Annotated in this window: 11 protein-coding genes; 2 read left to right on the forward strand and 9 right to left on the reverse strand. The window is 31.2% G+C overall.

The genetic code is table 4. The features are described 5' to 3' along the window. Positions 1 to 64: 64 nt before the first annotated feature. From GvMRE_RS08900 to GvMRE_RS08935, 8 genes are all read right to left on the reverse strand, one after another. Complete coding sequence (locus GvMRE_RS08900) at positions 65 to 1,564, reverse strand: hypothetical protein (RefSeq protein WP_147410847.1); 1,500 nt, start codon at positions 1,562 to 1,564, stop codon at positions 65 to 67. Positions 1,565 to 1,736: 172 nt separating this feature from the next. After that, positions 1,737 to 2,846 carry a hypothetical protein gene (locus GvMRE_RS08905; protein ID WP_147410848.1) on the reverse strand — a complete coding sequence of 370 codons (1,110 nt, stop codon included), beginning with the start codon at positions 2,844 to 2,846 and terminating at the stop codon, positions 1,737 to 1,739. A 19-nt stretch (positions 2,847 to 2,865) separates the two neighbouring features. Beyond that, positions 2,866 to 4,554 (reverse strand): leucine-rich repeat domain-containing protein, encoded by a 1,689-nt coding sequence (locus tag GvMRE_RS08910; RefSeq protein WP_147410849.1) that lies wholly within the window; start codon positions 4,552 to 4,554, stop codon positions 2,866 to 2,868. Between the two features lie 114 nt (positions 4,555 to 4,668). Continuing rightward, on the reverse strand, positions 4,669 to 4,923 hold the full coding sequence (locus GvMRE_RS08915) for a hypothetical protein (RefSeq protein ID WP_147410850.1): 255 nt from the start codon (positions 4,921 to 4,923) through the stop codon (positions 4,669 to 4,671). 275 nt (positions 4,924 to 5,198) lie between these two features. After that, on the reverse strand, positions 5,199 to 5,522 hold the full coding sequence (locus tag GvMRE_RS08920) for a HigA family addiction module antitoxin (protein ID WP_147410851.1): 324 nt from the start codon (positions 5,520 to 5,522) through the stop codon (positions 5,199 to 5,201). Positions 5,523 to 5,528: 6 nt separating this feature from the next. After that, entirely contained in the window at positions 5,529 to 5,819 is a 291-nt protein-coding gene (locus tag GvMRE_RS08925; protein ID WP_147410852.1) for a type II toxin-antitoxin system RelE/ParE family toxin, read from the reverse strand. 946 nt (positions 5,820 to 6,765) lie between these two features. Further along, a complete protein-coding gene (locus GvMRE_RS08930) occupies positions 6,766 to 7,011 on the reverse strand; it encodes a DUF4160 domain-containing protein (protein ID WP_147410853.1) in 246 nt (81 codons plus the stop codon). Next, positions 7,012 to 7,296: a DUF2442 domain-containing protein gene (locus GvMRE_RS08935; protein ID WP_147410854.1), complete on the reverse strand. Its 285-nt coding sequence runs from the start codon at positions 7,294 to 7,296 to the stop codon at positions 7,012 to 7,014. A gap of 222 nt (positions 7,297 to 7,518) precedes the next feature. Between GvMRE_RS08935 and GvMRE_RS08940 the strand changes: the two genes are divergently transcribed. Continuing rightward, complete coding sequence (locus GvMRE_RS08940) at positions 7,519 to 9,129, forward strand: toprim domain-containing protein (RefSeq protein WP_147410855.1); 1,611 nt, start codon at positions 7,519 to 7,521, stop codon at positions 9,127 to 9,129. Positions 9,130 to 9,156: 27 nt separating this feature from the next. On the opposite strand, the gene GvMRE_RS14540 is transcribed toward GvMRE_RS08940, so the two are convergent. Then, on the reverse strand, positions 9,157 to 22,194 hold the full coding sequence (locus tag GvMRE_RS14540) for a DUF6940 family protein (protein WP_147410856.1): 13,038 nt from the start codon (positions 22,192 to 22,194) through the stop codon (positions 9,157 to 9,159). A 287-nt stretch (positions 22,195 to 22,481) separates the two neighbouring features. On the opposite strand from GvMRE_RS14540, the gene topA reads away from it, so the two are divergent. Next, a complete protein-coding gene (gene topA / locus GvMRE_RS08950; RefSeq protein ID WP_147410857.1) occupies positions 22,482 to 24,206 on the forward strand; it encodes a type I DNA topoisomerase in 1,725 nt (574 codons plus the stop codon). Positions 24,207 to 24,326: the final 120 nt, after the last annotated feature.

The following is a 24,326-nucleotide window of genomic DNA, read 5'->3' on the forward strand; positions in this document are numbered from 1 at the left end:
TACTTTATTTATCTCTAAATCTCCAACTTCTTCAAAAAATAAAAAATTCTTAGAAAAATTACTTTTATCAAGGGGGGATCTTTTTTACAACTTTACATTCTGCTAGTCTAAATTTAAAACTTAGTTTTGTCTCTTCTTTGTGTTTATCAATAAAGTCTTCGTTTTCTTCATTAACAAACTTACTTTCTTCTGGTAAAGCTATATAGTGAACTTTCTCTAACTCTTTTACCTTTTTCTCTTCTCCATAATCTTTAAAATTTAAAATAATTCTAGTATCAACTTGGTAATAGATATAACCGCGTTCAAGTTGAATTTCTTTTTCTACTTCTTTTTCTTTTGTTCCGTTTTCTAAATCTCTTTCTAATTCATCTAATTGTGTTTTTAATGACTCTTTTTTTATTTCATTATTTTCTCTTGATTTTTGCTGTTTTAGTTCTTTAATTTTTTCTTCTATGTTTAATGAAAATTTAACTTTTATTTGGTTTTTTTTTATTGACTCAACGGTTTTTTTTCCTTCACTACTTAACTTTATAACTCCTATTATTTTTGGTGGTTTTGCTAAGATTTTTAATTCTTCTTTCTTTGCTTTAATTTGCGTTTTAGCATCTTGATAAAAATTATTGATTTCTGGGATGGTTAATTTTTCTAAACTTTTTTCTCAACCTTCTCAGAAGTCTTTATTATCCAAGTCTTCAATGGAAACAGCAGGCTCTTTTTCTGCTTTTCTTTCTTTTAATAATTCTTTTATTTCCTTCTTAGTTTTGTCTACTTTTAATTTTCTTTTCTCTTCTTCAATTACTAAAGTTGATTTTATCAATTTTTTCTCTCATTCAGCCAGTTCTATCGTTTCAAGTTTTTCAATTTCTTCTATCGTTAAAGCATTAGTCTCAGAATTGAATTTTGTAGATCTGCCCTTAAAACTAATTTTGAATTTTTGACCAACTTCTCCTTTTTCAAAAGTTTTCAACATTTCCAATTTAGCCTGTTCATTTGGAGAAAATGATATGTCTATTGGACTAAGGTCATTATACTGAGAATTTAACTGAGTTTTTAATTCTTGGTCTTTTTTTATCGAATCATTGAGCTCATTTTTTCCTTTAATTTCTGCTTCGAGATTTTCAATTTTATTTTTTATATTTTCCTCATTATCACCACTATTCTCTTTTTTACTTCCCCATAAAGAAAAAGAAGAAACAGCAGCAATCTTCTTTCTTCAACCTTTTTTTTCTTCTTTTTCTTTTTTGGGTTCTTTTAATTTTTTTAAATCTGCTTGTTTTTGTTCCAATTGTCCTTCGAGATTTTTTTCATTAAGAGTATTTAATTCTAACTCTTTCTTCTCTATTTCTTTGTCTAATTTTTCAATTTCTGTTTTTATTTTCTCTCTTTCTTTGCTTCCTGCTTCATTTTCTGCTTGTTGTCGCAATTTTCCTTCTAGATTTGAAAAAAAAATTATTCCACTGGGCTTTTTGGAATTACCATCACTGTCTGTAAATTCAAATTCAAGAACTTCAAATCCGTTTTTTGATTTTTCTTTTCTTATTTTTATTATTTCATAATCATTCATATTTTTGTGTTATATTATATTTTTAATACTTTTATGCTATAGAATAATACGGAGAGAGAGAGAGAGAGAGAGAGAGAGAGAGAGAGAGAGAGAGAGAGAGCCAAGTTACCAAAAAATGCGAGAAATAAGGTTTATTATTGAGTTGATAAATGAAAAGTTAGTATATTCTTTTTTATCATTTTTTATCAGTTCAATATTTCCTAAGAAAATTTTCAATTCTAGTTTCGGTTTGTGGTTTTTGTTGAATTTCTAATTGGGATACTTGTTTTTTTAATTCAGTTATCTCTTTATCTTTTTCTTCTCTTAATTCTTTTAATTGTTGTTCTCGTCATTTTTTTCCAGTTTCTACAATTTCATTTATTGTTGTGTCGCGGTCAGTTTCTACTGCTTTTAGTTGTTGCCGCAAGTTTAGAATTTCTTTGAGGACTAGCTGGGGATTTTTGCTAAAATTAAATTTAGGATTTAAATAAGGTAAATCTTGTAATCTGCTTAATAATTCTATGTCTCCATTTAGGGCTTCATTAACTGCTGCTTCTTGTTGTTCTTCATTGGTTCAAAATTCTCAGGAACGCATGGAGCAAAACATTCCTTCCTCTTCGGCTAATTGGTTCGTTTTTTCCTCATATTCTTTGAATTTTCGAGTTCTAAAGACTCTTCGGCTGTTTAGTAAACGAGCAAGGATAATCAATTTGCGAGCAATAACTTTTTTGCTGAGGTTGCTGATAGAATAATAATCAATAAGGATAAATTCACTTTTGCTACCACAAATTTTATGATACTCAACATCACCAACTTTACTTTCGTCATAATTTCCTACTCAGTTATCTAAGTCAGAAATATCAATTAATTTTTCTAGTCCTGGTATTTGGGGTTTGGTGTCGTCTCGGATTTTGGTTCAGGTTTTTCAAATTCAGTTTGGGGGATATTCTAGATTGGCTAGAGGATTATTATAGCAGAAAATTCATTCCAAATTATTACAACCTGACAAATCTAAGGAAGTGAGTTGATTATTTTGGCAACGGAGCATCTCCAATTGTGGCAACTCTCCCAAGATTAGTTTAGTCAAAGGGGATTTTAAACAATGTAGATAAAGTTCATTAACAAACTGCCCCATTATCACATTTACACGCTCCACATTCACATATTCCCTCAAATCTAATTCTCCCCCGTCTAGTTTATAATTAATATGTATTTTTTCGTTGATTTTAGTAATATCAATCTCTCTAACTTTTTCTTTCCGAGTAAAATACTTTTCATCTAAATATTCTTGTAAGGTCGTCATAGTAATTATTTTTATGTTCCTATTTAGAAATTTTCGGTGGGAAACTAGTTTGAATCTGAACTACTTGCTCCTGACTCTGCCTTTTTTGCTTTTCTCTGGCTCTAATTTGTGAAGGGCTTAAAGGTTTATTTCCGGTTTCTGTCGATAAGTTTGCTCAACTTGCATCTCCTGGATTAGAAATTATTAGTTGAGGAATAGTTTTAATGGATGATCTGTTTTGCTTGTTTAATTGTTGTTGAAACCTTTCTATTTTCAAATCTCTTTGTCTTAATTCTTCGTTTCAACTAAATTCTGTTTGGATAGTTTTTTCAGAAGTTTGAATGCCAATTTTCAAACTGTATTCTAGTTCTTTCACTCTTTTTTGTAAATCATTTATTTCGGTGAGGTGCTTTTCTCGCTCTTGGAATTTTGCATCTTTAATTTTTTGTTCTAGTTTGGCTTTTTCCTCTTCATTTTTATGTCTTTCTTTTTGAACTTCAGACCTCAATTTTTTAGTTTCTTTTTGTTCCGCAGTTAATTTAGTTTCTAGCGTTTTAATTCTTTGTCAAAAAACTTTTATGCTAGGAAACTGAAATTCTTCTTTTAAATAAGGTAAATCTTGTAATTTTTCCAAGAGCATAGCATCTCCATTTAAGGCTTTTTCTACTCTTTCTTTTCTCTCTTCATAAGTTTGGGAAGTTTTATCTTGACATTTTAATTCTTCAGTCAACTTTAAGCATTTTTCGTACTCTTCTCCCTTATTCTCGCAGAGACGATTTTGAACTTCTAGACAGCAAGCGAAAATTTTTTCATCGATCATTTCGGAAGTAAGTTGGTCGTCTGACCCAATTAAATCACTGAAATTTATTAGTTTCATTTCGGGAAAGATAGCGTTATATTTTTTAATAAAAAATTCTCAAACAAACTTATGAGCTTGGTTTTTCTGTAATTGATTACCACTTCGGTAGTTTAACCTGACAATAGAAGTTTTTTCTAAACCAATTAACTTGTTTTCAGTAAATAATTCAGCATCGCAGTATAAATCACTTAATTTAGGGCATTTGCTAACATCCAAAGAAGTTAATTGGTTATTGGAGCAATTAAGCCTTTTCAAAGCACCACAACCCGAAATATCAAGAGTAGTTAGTTGATTACTTGAACAATAGAGTATTTCTAGGTTTGGACAATTCGAAGTATCCAAAAAAATAAGTTGGTTATTAGGGCAACAAAGTTCTTTTAAATATGGCTTTTCTCCCAAAATTAGTTTAGTGAATGGAGTTCCTAAATTATTTTCATTAAATTTTTCTAAATTCTTATACTTTGATAAATCTAATTCTTCTCCTTCTAGTAGTTTGATACCTCTTTTTCTCCTTTCTTGGTTAACTTTTTCGCTATTAATTTCTCTCACATTTCCCTTTATTTCATTGGTAGGATATTTCTTATCTAAATATTCTTGTAAACTATTAGACCTTTTGGAGTCTACTTCGTGTTTTCATTTTAAAATTGTATTTCAAAGAACATTATCAACTGATTGCGTATATTCAATATTTTTGTTACTTCTTCAAGCGGGATCAAATTTTCACGTCAATCCTTTTTCTATTGTTAATTTTCACTTCTCAGGATTTTCTTTGTATCACCCTAAATAATGACTTCAATGCTCTTTAGTCATTCCTGAGCTGTTTGCTCGGTTCAATCAACTTTCAAAATCTTTTAATTTATATTTAGTCATATTAACATTTTGATTAATACTATAATTTTTAACTCACTCGGGAGTTCTGTTTCACGACTGATTCCAGCCTTTTGGTTTAATTCCAAAACATATTTAACAGAATTCCTAGAATTCTTACCATCATGCAAAGGATGCTTTTATTTCAACATTACTTTCATCTACTTCAATAACTATTGCTTTTTTACTTTCTTTATCAAGAAATTTTTCATAGTGTTCGTGTAAAGAGGGGTCAAATTCTAAATAACTAATTTTTTTATTTTGATAACTAAATGGTGCAACAACTAGGTAGCCAAAATTAAAATTACTGTCTTTGCCTTTGTTAAGTAATCAAGTGATTATTTTTATTTTTTTATCAGTATCAGTCGCCATTAATGATATTTTAGGAAAGATTTGGTTGAAAAAGCAACTAAATTAGGTTGATTTTAAATTGTTTTGTGTAAATTTTTTTCTATATTACTCGCTCACGAGAAAGAAGGAAATTTGTGTGTTTTTGTGGCGTTGAAAATAATCCTCTCTGCCTAATATTGCTTATCAAAACAAACCCACTTTTTTCTGCTGTGCTTGTGCTTGATGACAATTCCCCAGAAACAAAAGTGAAAAAGCACTAGAAAATAAATGATATCAAGCAAGGAAAAATAAATAAATTAAGGCTGAATTTGCCTTTTTCCTATTTCTGAGCGTGGTTTAACTTGTCTTTTAACAACACTTTCTTGTCTATCTTTCCAAACTTCAAAATCATACCTTTGCTGTAAGTTTAAAAACATTTCCGGCTCAATTTGGAAATAACGTCCCAAGCGATAAGCCATTTCTAAATCAATTTTGCTTTTACCATCCACTAAATCTTGGAATTGATAAGGGGGAATTTTTAAAGCATTAGCGGCTTGTTCCGTGTCTAAATTCAATGGTTCAAAAAACTTTCTCCACACTGTTTTTCCAGGGTGAACTGGGGGAAATTTTGCTTGGGTCATAATTAATTAGTTTTTATGATAATCTACTACTTCCACTTCGTAAGCATGATTATCTTTGCCTCAGATAAAGCAAATTCGATATTTAGTTTTACCAATCCAAAAGGCTCATTGTCCTTCGCGGTCTCCGTGAAGCGGATGTAAATTGAGACCAGGAATTTTAGCAAAGTCTTTTCAATTAGTAATGGCATCCAATAAACTTAAACTTTCTCACGCTTCTTCATAGATAGCGAGCATTTGTTTACTGGGTCTTCTCGCCCAAATCTTTTTGCTCCATTTTCCTTTTAAAGTTTTAATCACAATAAAGAAAGTTTTAACAGTATCAAGTAAAAGCACTGTGATTAATACTTATTTATAATAAAACCATAGCAATTTATAAGCAAAAAAATCCTTTCCTGTAATTTTTATAGCCAAGCCCTAAAGTAAATCGTTTATGGATTTGCTTCTGTTATAATAATGAGTTTTTAAGAAGTTTGTTAAAAAGTTAATTATTTGTTGAATTAACTAACCGGTTTAGAAAAAACCGTTGCTAGGTGTCGGTTAGTTAATTGAGTAGATAATTACTAAAAAATCTAAAAACAAGCCTTAAAATCCCCAAAACAGCCTTTAAAACTTTCCAGCCTGCCATTTTAAAGCTTCTTGCTCCAAGAGCAGTTTTTTAAGGTTTTTGCTTCCAACTTGCTTAATTATAGGAATTTTTTTTGCTGTCCTTTGTCTTTCTACTAAAAGTAGAAAAAAGGGCCCGCAAGAATTCCCTTTCCTTTTTACAAAGGAAAACACAAATTGTAGAAGAATGTAAAAGAATATAACAATTTTGACTAAGATTTTTTGGGGTTATGAGAATTTTAAAAAGTATCAAGGGAGTAGATTTAAAGGATATAATTAAGCTAAAAGGGATAAGATATCCCTTTGCTTATTTTATCCCGAAAATAATGCCTCACGGCATATTACTTCACAATATTCACATTTGACCCCCAATAATTCACCAGCAAATTTATATTTTCATTCACATTCAAATAAAATTTGCTGTCTCCATTTCTTTAAATGGAGGGAATTCTTCTTCGGCTTTTTTTTGGCTGATTTTTGAAGATTTTTTCTTATTTCTCCCTTGAATGGTGGGCTTTTCCCTAATATGTTCGTGAGTGTGTAAATGTGTTTTACATTTTATTAAAAAGTTAGCAGTTTTCTAGTAAAATATTGACCCTAAAAAAGTCTAAAAATAAAATCAACTTTATATTTTCCCACGCTACTTTTTATCCTCTTCAAAAAAATTATTTCATGCTTGGAGAAATTTGTCCCGTTTGCTTTCTACTATTTCCAATAATTTAGTTTGTTCATGGTCAGGAATATTCCGCACTTTGTCAATGGTCAAACTAGCCAACCAAACTTTCATTCTTCCCTCTTTGCCTTTAATATGAACATGAGCCGGCTCTTTATTTTCATTCGAGTTAAAATAAAAACGATATCCTCTTTCGTGATGGATAGTTGGCAATTAGTTTTTTAATCCTTCAATAAAAGCTTTTACACTAATGTCTTCATCAATTTCTGGTCAGTGAATATCATAACCATCAAAAGCTATCTCATAATTTTGTAATTGCTCCAAACTTGCTTGTCGTAAACGCTTAAATCAAGCAGTAGGGATGCTAGTTATCCTTCCGTCTGAAAGCGTAGCAGTAATTTTGTGTTTTTCACAGTGGAGAGAAATAATTGAAGGATATTCTTTTTCACTTGCTGTTAATGAAATTGTTTCTTTTATTTGTCCTTCTGTTTTCATCATAATGTTTATTTTTAGCAATTTTCAATCTTTTTTTTGCTATATCTATAATAATATATGAGTATTACTAGTAAGTAATACATGAATAATATAGGAAAAATAGTAAAAATTTTGTTAGTTCTTAAATTTTTTTAGGTTCAATTTTCTTTTCTTTTTTCTTGTTGTTATATAATATTAAAAGATACTGTTGACGAAATTATTTAAAAGAGAACATAAAAAAACGATATGGACCAAAAAGATTTGCTCCCTCTTTCAGCAGAGAATATTCTTCAAGTATTAAAAAGAGAACTTCGTTTACCCCTCATCCAAAAAGGACGAGATTATTTTGTCTCTTGTCCTTTTCACCAAGAGAAGTCGCCATCTTTCACTTTTGAGCCCGAAAAAAAAATTTTTAAGTGTTTCGGCTGCGGCTTTGGGGCCGGAAATATTTTTAAATTATGAGCACAAATGAAAAAAGTTTCCGTAATTGAAGCTAAACAAGAAATTAAAAAACTAGGCTATCAGGTCGGCTCCGAAGAAAATTGGTTAGAGCAAGAAGAAATTAGCAAAGAAAAAAAACTCTTTTCCTTAGTGGCGACAATTTACCAACATAATTTATTTTCTATAGCAGGAAAAAAAGCGCTTGCTTATTTAAAACAAAAACGACAACTTAATAGGGAAACTATTCAGCAATTTGGGCTTGGCTGTTCAATCAATCATCAACAATTAACTAATTTGTTTTCAGCAAACAGTGAAGACGCTGAACATTTACTTTTAACTAACCTTTTGCGAAGTAAAGAAAATAGCTGAATTACTGATTTTTTTACCGAAAATCAATTAATTATCCCTCTACAAAATGAAAAAGGAGAAATTATGGCTTTTGCTGGCCGCAAAATTGAAGTGGCTGAATGGGAGGCAGGCCAAAACAAATATCTCCATTTACCAAACTACGAAAACTACCAAAAATCGAGTTTTTTGTATAATTACTTTCGGGTTAAGCAAATGGGAGAAACAGATTTTTGTTATTTGGTAGAAGGATTTTTTGATGTCATTAGTTTAACTCAAGCAGGAGTAAATAATTGCTTAGCTTCTTTGGGAACTAGTTTAAGTAAGCAACAACTTATTCTACTCAAAAAACTGAAAAAGAAAATTGTCCTCTTTTTAGACGGTGATTCAGCCGGAAAACAAGCTACTATCAAATTAGCAATTGCCCTTTTAGCCCAAGACATTGAATGTGAAGTTATTAATCATTCTTTATCTCTGGACCCGGACGAAATTTGCCAGCAGAAAAAAAAAGAACTAACTCAAATTTGTCAAAAAAAAGAAGACCCTTATATGTATATCTTGCAGCATTTTGCCCAAAAGTGGGAAATTCGGGAAAATCCTCAAAGTATTGCTAGTTTCATTCGAAAAATAGCCAACTTATTTCAGGATTTTTCACCCAAAATTCAAGAATTTTTACTCGAAAAACTTAGTGCTTTTGCTAATTGAGATAAAGAAGAAGTTAAAGAAACTTATTTTGCTTACCAATCACAAATAAGAACCAAAGAAATTAGCAAAGAAGAAGAATTATTGGCTTATTGTTACCAAAATCGCCGTTATTGATTGATAATTCAACAAGAAAATTATTTTTTTTCTCAATCTGAATACCGTTATTTATACCAATTGCTTCATAATTATTACACTGCTAAACCTCATTTAGAATTTAATCTTGAAAAGTTAACTGTTGACAATAGTTCTTTGAAAGAAAAAACTCGCCAATTGCAAGAAATTATTGATGATAATCTTGATCAAACTAGTTCTAATTCTTTGGCTAATTTTATGAAACTACTTAAGGAAAGCAAACACAATAATTAATTACTTTACCCAAGAAACAGAAATTTGCTATTTCTTGATTTTGTGGTTTTTGATGGTAACAATTGTTGCAGTTATTCCTAGAACAACAACTCCACCGATAATTCCCAAAGCAATTTTTGAACCTTGTTTTTCCTCTTTGTTTGGTGAAGAAACGGTCTGGCGAGAAATTTTCTTGGATTGGAAGGAAGTAATTTGTTGTTGAATTTGTTGGACAAATTGGGCTACTTGTTGGGAAGATTTTAACTTATTTAGGTAGGCTTTTAAATCAGCAGCAGCAGCAGCAGGAACTTCTAAATCACTAATTTTAACTTGATGATTTTGTAAAAGTTTAGTAATTTTTTCTTCAGCTGTTTTTTTAGCTTCAGCAAGTGGCTGTTTTTGAATTAATTTAACATTTAAATCATTGATTATCTGCTCTTTTTGCTTCTCTCCATTTGAGTCGTTGTTTTCAGTCTCTGGGATAGAAGGAGTTGTTAAGTTTTCAAGTTCTTCGATAACATCTTGAATTTGGTCCGGTTGAATGTGACCATTGTCATCAGCAAGGATATTTTTGGCCTTTTCGATAATTTCTTCTTTATGTTCGGTAGGTTTGGGTGAAGGAGAAGTCGGTCGGGAAGGAGAAGGGGTGGTAGGAGCAGTAGATGGTTCGCTTCCTCCGGGACTCGAAGAAGGAGAATCGGAACTTTCGCTGCTTCCTCCGTAACTTCCATAACCGCCACTGTAACTGCTACCAGGAGAAGAGTAATTATTACCAGCATCAGTAGAAGTATTAGAGCCTCCGTTGCCATCACCACCATTTGGACTGCTGGTTGGGGTTGGATTAGGAAAGAAATTCTGAGTTCCTGTAAAGTTGGTTTGTGGTTGTTGTGGTTGTTGTGGTTGCTCTCGATTTTTTTCTATGTCAATCAGGCGTATTAAGCGGTCCCGTTCAGCATTAATCGTTATTTCCGTGTTGAGAGCCCGAATGTTTGCTTCTCAAGCGTTACCCAGCACACCAATTTGGTTTTGACCGTTCACTTGCCCTCCGGTTTGTTGGGCGTTTCAGTGAGCATTGACTGCCGTAATAACTGCATCTTGTCAGCGGAGTTTGGCAAGTTCCCTTCTGGTTCGATATCCGCGAAACACTCTCTGTAAATTAGTAGCAGAAGCAGAAATAATCTGTTCCCGTCGATTATTCATTTCAGCAGTTAAAGCATCTTTTTTTCGCTCGTTAGGTAATCAAAGGAGGTCATCCAACAAAGCAATTTGTCTTGCAATTGGTCTGCCAGCAGTTAAATTATCAGGATTATTCTCATTAGCGATATTCGCAAGAATTTGACAGGCTTGGTATAAATTTGTCGCATTTACTCCAAGAGGGTCAATGTTTGGTGTGCTTATATCTTGTCCGTCAAATAGGACATTCGGAAAAATCTTGTTAACGAGATGGAGAAGGCTGGCTGCCCTTCAACCGTTAGCATACACTAAATCAGCCTCGGAGATTACAATTCCGTCCTCATATTCTTCGCCAATAGGACTAAAACCACTGCTTGCCCAAATTTTTAGTTCTTCTATATCATTAACTTCTTCGCTTCTATTATAAAATTCACGTCATGCGTCATATAATTCATCATATCTATCTGAAACATTTTGCCCTATATTTCCCAAAACTCTTTCAAATAAAGCTCAGGCTGCTAATTCGTTTGGATCGACATTAGAAAAAATGTTGAGTTGATTAAAATAATCATAATCAAGAGTAATGTCATTATTAATTTGGTTTCTGTTATTTATCCATTCATCTAGTTCACCGCCTTTAATTGTTCGTAAAATAGTTAATAATTGTCTCATGGCGTTAATTTTCGCCACTGTATCAAGTTCAGGGTGCTCTTCTATATCAAATAATTTTTTTTCATTATCACTTAAATTTCAGCCATTATCATTACTATCTCTCTCTAAAGCCAAATCATAAGCCTTACGAAGAACAAGATTTTTTTGAGCAGTCCGAGCACCATTTAAGTTCAAGACTAAATCATAATGATTAGTGCCAATTTTTACTATTCCTCGGTTATCAATTATTTCAGCCGGAATCCTTTCTTCTTCATTACCGTAATAATAAGCCGCGGCGGCTTGTTCGGCAGTTAAACCTTTACCAAAATAAGCATCAATTATCTCATCAGAAATAGCCGAAGTTAAACCGTCATCATTAGTAGGATTACCGGAATGATTGCGGAAGTTAAAACGAAATTCTAAAATCCTCTTGTCTTGGTTGCTGGAATAAAATTGACCTTGATATTGGGCTTTTCCAATATTTTCATTATCGCTCCCAAATAAACCAAAATAATCACCACCACTTTCAATGTCTTCAACTTCTCATCAATTATTAAAGTATTCGCGGGCAATTTTGGGGTCTTCTATTCCGGCTTCATTTTTTCAGCGTAAAATATTTTTATCTGCATCTCCATTTTGGGAAAGAGGGCGAGGATTAGGTAAGTCAGTTTTTCGAAAATCATACATGTATTTAATTTCAGGCATGACTTCTTTAATTTTTAATAAATTCTCATGCACAAAATTATGAACTTTATTTTGGTCTCCTGGATTATCATCTTTAAAACCATCAAATTCTCTTTTTAAGTTTTCAAAATTTTGTTTTGCTCTTTCCTCTGTTATATCAATTCCTTGTTGTTCAAGATATTTTTCAATTTTTTTAATTCCTTTTAAGATAATAATTTCGCTTCTTAATTCGTGATAAAGGTCTTTCAAAGTCGGAAAATCAGGAGTATTTTCTATTTTTTCTTTTCAATCGTTATTTACATCAACTTTATATTCTATATTATCAAAATCCTCGGTATCAACTGTTAATGATTTATTATTAGCAAAAGAAATAATGCATTGTTTTAAGAAAATTTTAGCAAGAGAAAAAGAGTCATTTAATTCTTTATCAGGGATAAGCGGAACATAATGACCTCCTTTATTAGTGCCAGTATGGAAAATTCAAATAGTTTTTCTTTCCGCAATCTTATTAAATTTCTTTTCGCCGCCATCTTCAATAAAATCTTTCTCTTCAATACCAGTAGATTCTGGTGAGTTTATTCCGATAATACTGCCTATATCTCTGTTTGCAGCAGTAGAAATTGTTATTATATTACAATCTAATAATTTAGCCAAATTGCCTTGTTCGTCAATACCTCCTGATTGTTTTCCTCCGGTTATTTTGCCATTTGTATCAGTATAAACAGTTGCTATGTCAAGTAAAACATTTGCCTCTATTTCTGATGTTTGTTTTTTAGGAAGAGTGAATTTCTTAGTACTTTCATCTCAACCTTGATTGTGGGACATAAATGTTTCGTTTTCGTCTTGAATAATGTTCCACAGAGTATTTAGACGAATTTTACCTGCTAAAGTTTCATTATCATTAAGGAGTAATGAGAAACTATTATAAAAACAATTACCATTGCCAGTAGACTTATAAGCAGTAAGTTTATTTTTTCCAAGATAATCGCTAAATGGTGGTTGGTTTAAAAGACGGTTTGCACTTTCATCCTTGGCACTACTAATTTTATTGTCTTGGTTGAGAAGGTTTAAAAGTTCGTTGTTGTGTTCTTCATATTCGTTCGCTTTGGCAAGTTCTTCCATTTTTTCCCGTAAAGCCTTTTTGCTAATGTCTCAAATGTTAGTTCCAGGTCGTTTTTTTTCATTAATAAATTTCTCCATTCCTTGGAGAATTAGAGCAATTTTTTGCTCTTTTACACTAATGCTTTCTTCTTTTTTAACAGTTTTGTATTCTTCCCAGTGATAATAACTCGGTCGTTCGTTAATTCTCACATGTAAATGGTAAACTCTAGTGCCATGAGTAGATAATCATTGAGTTTTTTTATTTCAGTTTTCATCTAATATCTGACCTGTTTCTTTTCAAAGGGTTTCCTGCTCTTCGGACGAAGAATTTTCAATAAAACTTTTAAGATGTCTATAATCTAATCCTGGTTTAGGGAGAGGAATAATTAAAGTGGCATCATTCCCTAAATTCCTAAAATTACAAACAATTTTACCTGTATTTTTGTTGATATGTTCTTCAAAACTTTTGTAATCATGACTAATGCTATTTAATCCATTATCATAAGTTATGACAAATTCAAATGATTGGTCAATGGTTTCAGAAGATAAAGGAATACATTCTCAAAAGTAGGCTTTTGATCTAGAATTGGCATCTTTTAAGACTTCGGTTAATTTCTCGCCCCCGGATCTTAAATGTTTAAGAAAATCCCTTCAAGTTATTTTATTATGATTGTCTGAATTTACAAAATAATATTTAAATTGTTTGTCATTTAGTTTTTCAGACTTAAATGTGAATTTATTTTTATCTTTATCATTTTCAGGTTTAAGAGTTTCCAAAGTTTCTTGTAAATCTTTAATTTCCTCTTTTTTCATTTCATAAACAGCAAGTTCGTTAGCGTCTTGATAATCTTGGGTGTATTTTATTAAAAGTTCAATTTTTTCTTTTAAATCCTCGGCAACTAATTTTCCTTTTTCTTTTTGTTGATAAGTTTTATCAATTAATCCCATCGCTAAGGCAAAAAGAATTGAACCTTGGCTTTCTTTTACATTGTCTTCTCATTTTCCTGTTCAATGACCTCTTTCTCCTCATTCATTAAGTTCTTTGGGAGTTATGTCGTATATTCTTAGGCGATTTTTGATATTGGTGATGAAATTTTCTTTTTCTAGAGGGTCAAAAATACTAAGATGTTCCAATATTTTTTTTCTTGTTAGCCGGCGAACTTCTTTGGCACTTTCTATTGATGTTCTTTTTCCGCTTAATGATGGGTTGTCTACGTGAATAACTTTTTCTGGTCTAACATTTTCATTAAATCAAGTTCCTCCTTTTAATAAACCATCTTTGTCTTTTTTGCATTCTTCTTCGTTTTCAAAATCTGGAAACTTGGTTTTGACAATAGTGATATAATCCTTGGCCTCTTGGTCAGGAAATAAAGCCTCGGTCAAAAAGCGAAAGTTTTCCTTTTCAGTATCGGTAAATCTACTCCCAATTACAAATAGAATTTGTTTTATTCCTCTGTTAGCAATTAATTCTAGTAATTCGGGGGTAAATGAATTCCGAGCCGCTTCTTTGCTGTCTAATTTGGTATCATTCAGCCCAAGGGTGTCAATAATACCGAGTTTAGAAATATTAGGGCGATTTCCGGCAAGTAATTCCTCTACCTGAAATTCTTTGGTTACACTGACGCTACCAGAACCTTCTTTAAATACCTCTTCAAAGTTACCATTTTTGTTGAGCAGAGTATTAGCCAAAACTGATTTACCGCTACCAGTTTGACCGATTAGTAAAATTACTGGTCCTTCGGTAATTTCTTCTTCCCTCCTTGCTTCCTCTTCCTCACCTTTTAATTTTTTTCTTTCGGCTCTTAATTCTGCCCGGATTTCATTTTTTCTGACTTCATCAAGTTTCAAAAACTCTGGGTGTTTTTTTATATCCTCAAAAATATTATCAAAGTTGCCAAGAGCAAGACTAACTTTTACTCCGGAAGTTATTGAATAGTACACCCAAGCTTTTAATTCTGAAATAATACTAGTCAAACTATTATTGTTAAATTTATATTTAAATGGCTCTTTATCGTCATTAATTACCTTTAAATAATAATCATCATGAATGCTTAATGTATAGTTATTAGTTCCTACGTTGCTTTCTAGTAAGGTTCAACTTTTCCAACGAGTGTAATTTTCTCCACCTTCTCTCACTACTTTTTTATTGTTGTCTGCTAATTTTATTTGAACTTGGCTTCCTTCTCTAATTACTAAATCATCACCGATATTTCTAAAATTCTTGTCAATTCGAGTTTCATTAATAAAATTAGAAATTTTAGTTCGGGTTAATAATGCTTTTTCTTCCTCTTCTCGACTGTTGCGGTCTATCAAGTTGTTATCAATTTGGTAAATTAATTCTATTTCTTCAATAACGGAACGACTGCCATCTGATAACTTTACTTCTATTGGTTTAATTTTGTATATAGCAATATGCTTATCTCCTCTTATTTTTTTTTCACCAATTCCAGTAATAGTTGCTTGAAAATGATTAGACATTTTGCCATTTACAAACACACTTTCATCTTGACCATTATTGATAATTGCTCCCCCGTCTCCTCATCCAGTAATTTTATCCAAAGGAATTGAGATTTCTTTTTCTTCTTCGGCAATATCAGAAAAATCTTCTTCATCAACAAAATCAAATTCTCCTGACAAATCGGAAGAATTAATTTCTTCATAACTAGAAACGTCGGATAAATTGTCGGCAGGGTTTTCTTCTTGCTCTTTTTCTCCAAGTTTATTAATTTTATCTATTAATTCTTTTTCTAATTCCCAGATTTTTTGACCGATATTTTTGTTTTCCTTTTCATCTCAATAATTTTCAGTTATTTCATCTATTTTTTGGATAATATAGGATTCTCATGATAATAATTTATCATCAAAGTTTTTTAATTCTGCTTTTATTCTTTCAATAGAGCGGCGTTCCATTAAAATCCGTCCTAGTCAGTTATCTCCGAAATCTTGTTTACCTTCCTCAGTGCCATAATAATCTCTTTTATCAGTTCCAGAAGTAATATTTTTGCCGTCATTACCAAAATAACTGTCAACATAACTGGTTGCCTGGTGGCGGGTATCTTCAACTAAAATATCATAATTAGTATTAAGTAAAAATTGACATAATTCAGGGTTAAGTTCAGGATTAAATTTTTGCCTGATGACATAACGCATGGCTCTTTGGCGATAATCGTTTCAATCACCTCTTATGGGAATAGTTCTGTCTTTTCCTAATTTTTTTGCTTCATCGGTGTTGCTTGCTTCTAAAATTTTGGTGATATGTTCGGTTTCTTGGAAATCATTGTTAAAGAATTTTAGGGCTTGAAAAAGGTGTTCGGCGGTTTTTCAATCTGTTTCTTTTCCAAATAAGTTCTTATCAGCATCAGTACTTTTTCCTTCATCATCTAAATCATAAGGCAAGGCAGATTTGAGAGATATTGCAGAAGAATAAAAATTACTAAATCCCCCATAGCCTTCATATTCTTTATGAAATTTAATTACTTTATTGTCATTCATGTTATATACAATATTTTTATCTTTCGCTAATTCTTCTTGAATTTTTTCTATTTCTTTTTCTCGACTTTTAATCGCTGCTTGTTTTGCTTCTTTTCTTGTTTTTAAAATTTCTTCTTTGTCTTTATCCTCAATGTCGTTGAGGAATATTTTTTCTCCTTTTAAGGCTATAATTTCGTTTTCTAAATCTTTAATTTTCTTTTCTAGACCTAGTTTTTTTTCTGCCTCAGTTGGGTCTTTTTTAACTTTTCTATTAACAACTCTTTTTCATGGACTACCTTCCTCAGCGAAATTCGTTTCAAGTCAGTTTCTTAATTCTTTTCTATCTTCTTCTCAGTTATCTAATTGGCTTTTAACTTTATTTTCAACTGTTCTTGTTTGCTTTCCTTCTTTTTCTAATCTCTCTTTATATTTTCTTCCAAATTCGTCTTTTAATTCAGTGCTGTTGTCTTCTAATCATTGGTAAATTAAAAGAAAAACATGGTCCACTTTTTCTATATTATTCTCGTAAACTTTTCTTTCTAAACTATCCGGTGAAGCATAATAAAATTCTTTTTTGATATAATTTTGGCAAAAATCCTTAATATCTTTTGGTCTGTGACTTTTTAACTTTTCTGGATAGGTTTCACAATCAATAAGGAGGTTTAAAATGCGATTGGAATTATTATTTGCTGCAATTCAAGAAGATTCACCATAATTAAATGGTTTATTGGTTTCTTCTTCGTTTAATAAAACACCTGCTCTTAATCCTTTTCGAACGTTTTCTTCAATTAATCTCGTCGTGGAGCCGGTTTGCAAGCTTAAATTTTCGGGCAGTCCGTAAATTGTTTCTAGTCTTTTTTTATTAATGGCTACTCATTTATTAATGCCGTCGTCAAAATCATCAACAAATCGTCGAGTTTTTTCGCTTCCGGGGACTGATTCTGTTTCGCCTCTTCCACCCCGAAATTCAATTGATTTTATTTTTGCTTCTTCACTATCTCAATCAGGAATTAAATTATTAGCCAAAATTCCTAAAAGTTGGCTCAAAGAATCATTTTTAATTTGATAATTTTGGGTTCTTTCTTCATATTCTTGGGGAATTTCAAGTTCAATTAAATTCTTAGTTCTAGTATCTATTACTTGATAATAAACATGCTCTCTATCGTCACTATTAAAAATTTGGGGTTGGCTATCAATTATTCATCCTTCAATAGGTTTAATTTCTTTTCTTCCTAACCGCTCATTATGAGTAGCAATTTTGGAATTTATTTCTCTTATTTTTTCTTCAACAGTTTTTTCATCTTCCATGAAAAAAGTTTCGTGGAGACTGGAATCTTCTCTATCTTGGCGAATAAAACAAGGGTGGGCGGTTGCTTTGTCCGGAGTAGTAGCAAAAAGTTTAGGAACAAAATCGTGGAGGGGAGATATTTCGGAAGTTCTGGCACCGGGCATTGAAACAAAAACTTGCTCCACAAATTCTAACGGGAAAATAACTCATTCACTATCTTGATTGATTTTAACTACTTTTTGGATTTCTTCCTCAGTAATTATTTTGTCTTTAAGTTTGGGAATTTCTTCTGTGGAGACTCCGCCTCTTTCTCAATTAGGGTTGTTTTTCTCGCTCCTAAGATATTCCAAGCAATCCCTGGTTAGGTTTCCAATTTTTTCTTTTAGTTCGTTATTAGTTAAACAATCTGCTAAAATAATTCAAGCTTTTTTAAATATCGATTCTTTTCCGCGGCAAGATATATAAGGAAAAGAAGAAAAGTAAGAAGCATTTTCATTTTCTCACTGTTCATCAATCAAAGAGCCATCCATAATATTACTGTCTAATTTTTGGTTTTCCGGACTAGGAAAAGTCCAATGAATATTGTTGTGAGGAACAGTTTTAAATTGACAATAGAAAGTTTTTCAAGTATTAGAAATTAAGTTTTTTAAATTGGTTTTTATTTCTTCGGTTTTTTCTGGTATAACTTCAAAGTAATTGTTAAGTTGTTCCATTAGTCTTTCGCATTCGGCATTTACTGTTGGACTTTCAGGAGAATAACCCTTCTTAGCCAAAAAGTCATAAAAACTAGCTGAAAGTCTATCCCGAAAAACTTGATTAATGTCAATAGGCATATTTCCCTCCTCTTCACTATTTTCTACATTTAACGGAGGGATAATTTCAAGATTTTCGAGAAAACTATTGAATTCTTGGTGTAATTCTTTTTCTCATCCATTTCCCGGAACTGAGTGGCGATTAGTAGACAACATTTCCTCAACAAGTTTTCTTTGTGAGAGGCCATTAATTATTAATCTTTTATTTGAGGAATCTTCAGGTAAAGCCACGTTATAGTTTCTGGCTAGTTCAGGGATTTTGTCTTCTCTGACCTTATGAGTTTTATCACCTACTAATTTTATGGGACTTTTACTTTTTCTAATAGCAACCTCAAAGATGCTATTAACTTTTTCAAGTATTTTTAGTGAATTATTATCATCAATATTATTTCCATCGTTGTTGTCGGTTTCTGGTCTTATTATTCTACCCTTTAATTCTTGAAGTTTAGTTACAGACATCGTATCTTTTTTGGTAAATAACTCATTCAAATTTTCTTCTAAATTCTTGATATAAGTTAATTCCGAATTAGCAAAATCATCACTTACTTCACTATCTTTTTCTCTTAGTTTATCAACCATTTCTGCTTTTCATGTCTCAAATTTAGTGAAAAGATTCAATACTTCCTTTCTCTGGTCGGTAATTAAATTAATGTTTTCTCGGTTGACAAATAATCCATTTCTACTTCTATTTCATTCATCAGTAAATAGTTGATTTCACCAGAGACCATTTTTTATTCCTATATTAATAGTTGTTCCGTTATCTCTACTATCTATTAAGCGTTCTTCGTCAACGAGTTCTTGAGGAATAAATAAATCGGTGTGTTGAAACCTATTTAGTATTAAATAATCTTTTGGTCAAATTCGTCAATAGCCACTTTGACTACCTATTAGCCCCCCGTGTTCTCTATAAGCAGCAACTTGAAAACTTAAATTTGTATTATTGCTTTCCCTGCTGCTAATAATATCAGCAAGTTTTTTGCTTAATTCCGAAAATTCTAAATTATCCAAAAAACTGGTGTCTATTTTGTTGTCAATACTACTTAAAACCCCTTTTATTATATTTATTAATTCATCATCTACTACTGACGTGTTTTTTTCAATTGTTCTAGTGCCAGTTTTGCGTATACCTTCTTTTTTTATTTTATCTTTCACCTCTTCTAATCTACTAATTCCAGTTTGATTACTTTTTATTGTTTTTTCTAATCCTTCTTTTTCCTCTGTGCCTAATTTATCATCAGTTGCTAATTTTTCCTTTAATCTTTCATTTTCGGCTTTTTTTTTCTCTATTTCTCTGTCTTTGACTTTTATTGTCTCCGCTATTTCAGATTCACTTTTTTTTTCGTCAAGTTCTATTGTTTCTGTTAGGAATAATTGTTCATCTCGCTTATATCAATCGTAACCTTCATTCAAGATATTTTGTAGAAGATCATTATCTCCATTATCAATTGCGTTTTTAAGTTTTATTTTAACTCTTTCTTTTTGAATGGCTATTTTTACTTCTTCTATTGCTGTTTCAAATTCTTCATAACTGCTTTTTTTACCAGCAAGTTCACCCACTATTTTTTGAAGATTATTTACTTTGTTTGAACTTATGTCTAGCCTTTCGCGTAAATCGGCGATTTCTATTTGAGGATTGTTTTCGTCTCCTTCTCAATATTTAACTAATTTTGAAAATGCTTCGGCTTTTTTGCTTTTTATATCTTCGGGAACCAGAGAATAAGAACTATCTACTAAACCATTAATATTAACTATTTCATAAACTTTTCTTTTGATTTCGTTGTTAGAGCAATCTCCATACTTAATTCCAGTCTTATGAAAAGTTATTGTGTTATCTAGGTTTTTACCCTCTTTGTAGGCATCAATTTCAATAACTCGTACTTTTGAAAATACTGCGTTCTTATTTTCGCTTAAAAGAGAAATTAATTTTTGAATTTCCCATAAAATTTCATTGTTGGCAATTAAAGCGTCGTTAAGGTCAGACTGGTTAAATATTTCATTCTGTTGGATATCACTTAAAAAGTTTCTTTCGCCCTTAATGGTGTAATTTCGAGCAATAAATTCAACTATTTCTCTTTCTCGCTTTTTAAAAGCCTCTTCATTGGGACAGTCAGAAATATAACTTTTTCAGATTACTCCTCTTTCGTTTTCTTTAACTATTTTTCCTTTCCTTACTAATCAACTTTGTAAAGTGTTATCGTTAAGGATTGTTGTGGTATCATCAGGATGTTTATTGTCAATATCGCCCGTATAAAAAGAATTTTTTATTCTTATCAATAAATCATTTTTTTTGTCTTTCATATCTTTATTTTCAGGAGCATTTTCCTCTAACTTTTTCTTTCTCGCTTTTAAACTTCTTAAATGATTACCTAAATTTCCGCTGTGATGAATGTTGTAACACCAAGTATTTCAGGCTCAACTTTTAATTTTATTACTTCCATCTTGATAACTTTCTAAAAATTTAATATATTGGTTGATTTTTATTAGGTCATCTGAAGAACTTATCCTTTGTTCCTCAATTTCTCTTTTTATATTTTCTAATTCTTCTACTTCTCGGGTTCATTCATTTCCTCCTCCAAGTTCAATATCTCTAAAAGCATCGGCAAAATTAATTTTTAAAATCGGTTTTCTCTTATCAACGTAAAACGGCATATCCCCAACTACTTCAGCCTCTTCTTTTATAGTCCAGTTTATTAAACCGCGACTCTCTAATTTCCTAATATTTTCTAAAAATTCAATTCTGCTTTGCCTACCTACTTCTTCACGAGTAAGAGGATTATTAATTCTTTTTTCATTTCAATTCAATCCCTTAATAGTAATTTCTCTACCTCAATTAAGAGCCGAAAAAATTCCCGGTTCTACTCTTCCTCCCGGACTTTCAGTTTGTTGAGATAAAAGCAGTTCGTTTCAGGACGAATTTTTCAATTTTTCTACTACTGGTTTTTCTAAAATCAAATAATCAACTTTTTTTTCTAGATATTTACTAAATAATTCTTCTCCTTGTTTTTCTATTTCAAACAATAACCTTCCTCCTTTTTTGTCTTCAATAACTTTCAATAGAATAAAGGATATATCTACTTCTAATTGCGGCGGACCTTCAACACACAAAACGTCTCTTCCTAAATCTTTTAAAAGAACTTCGTCTATTTCTAATCTAATTTCTTCGCCTTTTCTACCTTCTTGATTTTCTATTAATCCTCTTTCTGTAACAAGTTCTTTCGGAATTAATAAAGTATTATATTTTTTTCCTCCTTGAAAAGGTGTTCCATTTTTATAATTAAAAACAATACCGCCTCGTGAATTAGGACCACCTGAATCGGATTTTAGTGAAATATTTCAATTTTTTCCTCCTAATTCCCCCCCTCCTGCAAAACTTCTTACTGTAAAATTTAAAACTACTTTCATATTACTATAATTTATTTTTATAGAGAGAGAGAGAGAGAGAGAGAGAGAGANCAAATAATCAACTTTTTTTTCTAGATATTTACTAAATAATTCTTCTCCTTGTTTTTCTATTTCAAACAATAACCTTCCTCCTTTTTTGTCTTCAATAACTTTCAATAGAATAAAGGATATATCTACTTCTAATTGCGGCGGACCTTCAACACACAAAACGTCTCTTCCTAAATCTTTTAAAAGAACTTCGTCTATTTCTAATCTAATTTCTTCGCCTTTTCTACCTTCTTGATTTTCTATTAATCCTCTTTCTGTAACAAGTTCTTTCGGAATTAATAAAGTATTATATTTTTTTCCTCCTTGAAAAGGTGTTCCATTTTTATAATTAAAAACAATACCGCCTCGTGAATTAGGACCACCTGAATCGGATTTTAGTGAAATATTTCAATTTTTTCCTCCTAATTCCCCCCCTCCTGCAAAACTTCTTACTGTAAAATTTAAAACTACTTTCATATTTTTATATTAATTTTTTCCTCCTATTTGTTGAAATAATTTTTTATTTCCAATTTCCATATATATATATATATTATTACTGCTGTCTACTGTTGTCATAAATTTTTAATCTATATAATATACTTTTTAATAGTTTTTTTTATAATTTTAGATTTTATTGTCTTTAAAGTTTCTAAATAGACTTTTTTTGAATTTAGTTTTTGGCAAGCCTTGCCATAATTTCTTTTTCGTTCATACTTTTTCATATTAAAAGCGAAACAAATTAAAAAACAGCATAAAAAAACTTTATGGCTAAATACTTGATTTTCCTGGAGTCTTTTACCAAACAAAAAACGATCAAAACTTTTTTAGGAAATGATTATGAAGTCTTTGCTACTAGCGGACATTTAATGGAATTAGCCAAGAGAGGTTATTATAATTTAGGAGTTGATTTAACTAAGTTTACCCCGTATTATGACCCTTTGCCTGAAAAAAATAAAAATATTAAATTCTGGCAAAATTACTTAAAAAAAAACAAGCCAAGTTTAATTCTTTTAGCTACTGACCCAGACCGGGAAGGAGAAGGAATCGCCCAGGAAATTGTGAAAATTTTGCAACTGCAACCTCATCATTATAAACGCTTACTTTTTTATGAAATTACCCAACAAAGTATTAAACAAGCCCTCAGCAATCCTTTATCGCTTAATCAATCCTTAGTTGAAGCCCAAAACGCTCGCCAAGTTTTAGACCGAATGATTGGTTTTTGTCTTAGTCCGCTTTTACGAAAAAAATTGCAAGCCTTATCAGCCGGGCGGGTGCAATCCGTAGTTTTGAAATTAATTGCGGACCGAGAAATTGCTATTCGTGAATTTGAGAAAAAAAAAGAATACATTCTTCAAGGAATTTACGAAATTGAAGGTGAAAAATACACTTTAAGACAAAAAGACGAAAAAGGAAAATTAGTAACTTATCCTAGCAAAGAAGAAGCAGAAAAAGTTAAATCTCAGTTAAGTTCTATTTTTTCTCTTATTAATGAAGAAAAAGAAAAAAGATATATATTTCCTAAATCTCCTTTTACTACTTCTCTTTTATTATATGAGGCAAAATCTCAATTAAGTTTTTCCATTGCCCAAACTACAAAATTAGCCCAGCAATTATACGAAGGTATTTATTTGAAAAACAACAACAAACAAACAGGCTTGATTACTTATCCTCGTACTGATTCTTGTCGCTTAAATAAGCAATTTGTAGAACAAGTTTATCAATATATTCAAAAGCAATGAGGAAAAGTATATTGCCAATTTTCTCCTCAGCATCAACAAAAAAAAGAAAGTTTAACCGTTCAAGACGCTCATGAAGCTATTCGTCCCACTTATTTTTCTCAGCGTCCTGAAGAAATAAAAGATAGTTTAGCACCTGAACAATTTGCCTTATATGGACTAATATACCAACATACTTTAGCCAGTTTAATGAGTTCAGCCCAAACAAAAAAAACTACTTATACCTTTGTTAATAATGGTTACTACTTCACCCTGAATGAAAATGTGCTTACCTTTGCGGGCTTTTTTGTCCTTAATCCTGATTATTATTTACCTAATTATAAAGTCAAAAAAACTTCTTTCTTAGAAAAAACTAATTTAAAATCCTTAGAAGTAAATAAGATTGAAATAAAAGAATACTTGGAAAATAAACCTCAGCGCTATAATGAAGGAAGCTTAGTTCAAGAATTAGAAAGATTAGGCATTGGTCGTCCATCTACTTATAATACATTTAGCAGAATTTTGCTTAATCGTGGTTATGTTGAATATAATAATGATAGACAAAAGCACTTTGTCCCGACAGAATTAGGCTTTAAAGTGAATGAATGATTACAAAAAAACTTTGCTTCTTTAATTAATGAAAAATATACTGCTAATTTAGAAGCAGAATTAGATAAGATTAGCCAAGGAAAAAACTCTTATCTTGAATTCATTCAAAAATTCTGAAATGATTTTTTTCCTTACTGGCAGGAAATATCCAATAAGCCGGTTTAGAACATAGTTTATTACCAAAAAAATCAACACCTTAAAAAATGTTTGTTTTACTGTTTCTTTTATTTTCCTCTCTTCTTTTTAAGAGATAATAAGCAAAAATAGTTAACCCAAAGAGTAAAA

This window comes from endosymbiont GvMRE of Glomus versiforme, assembly GCF_003546845.1.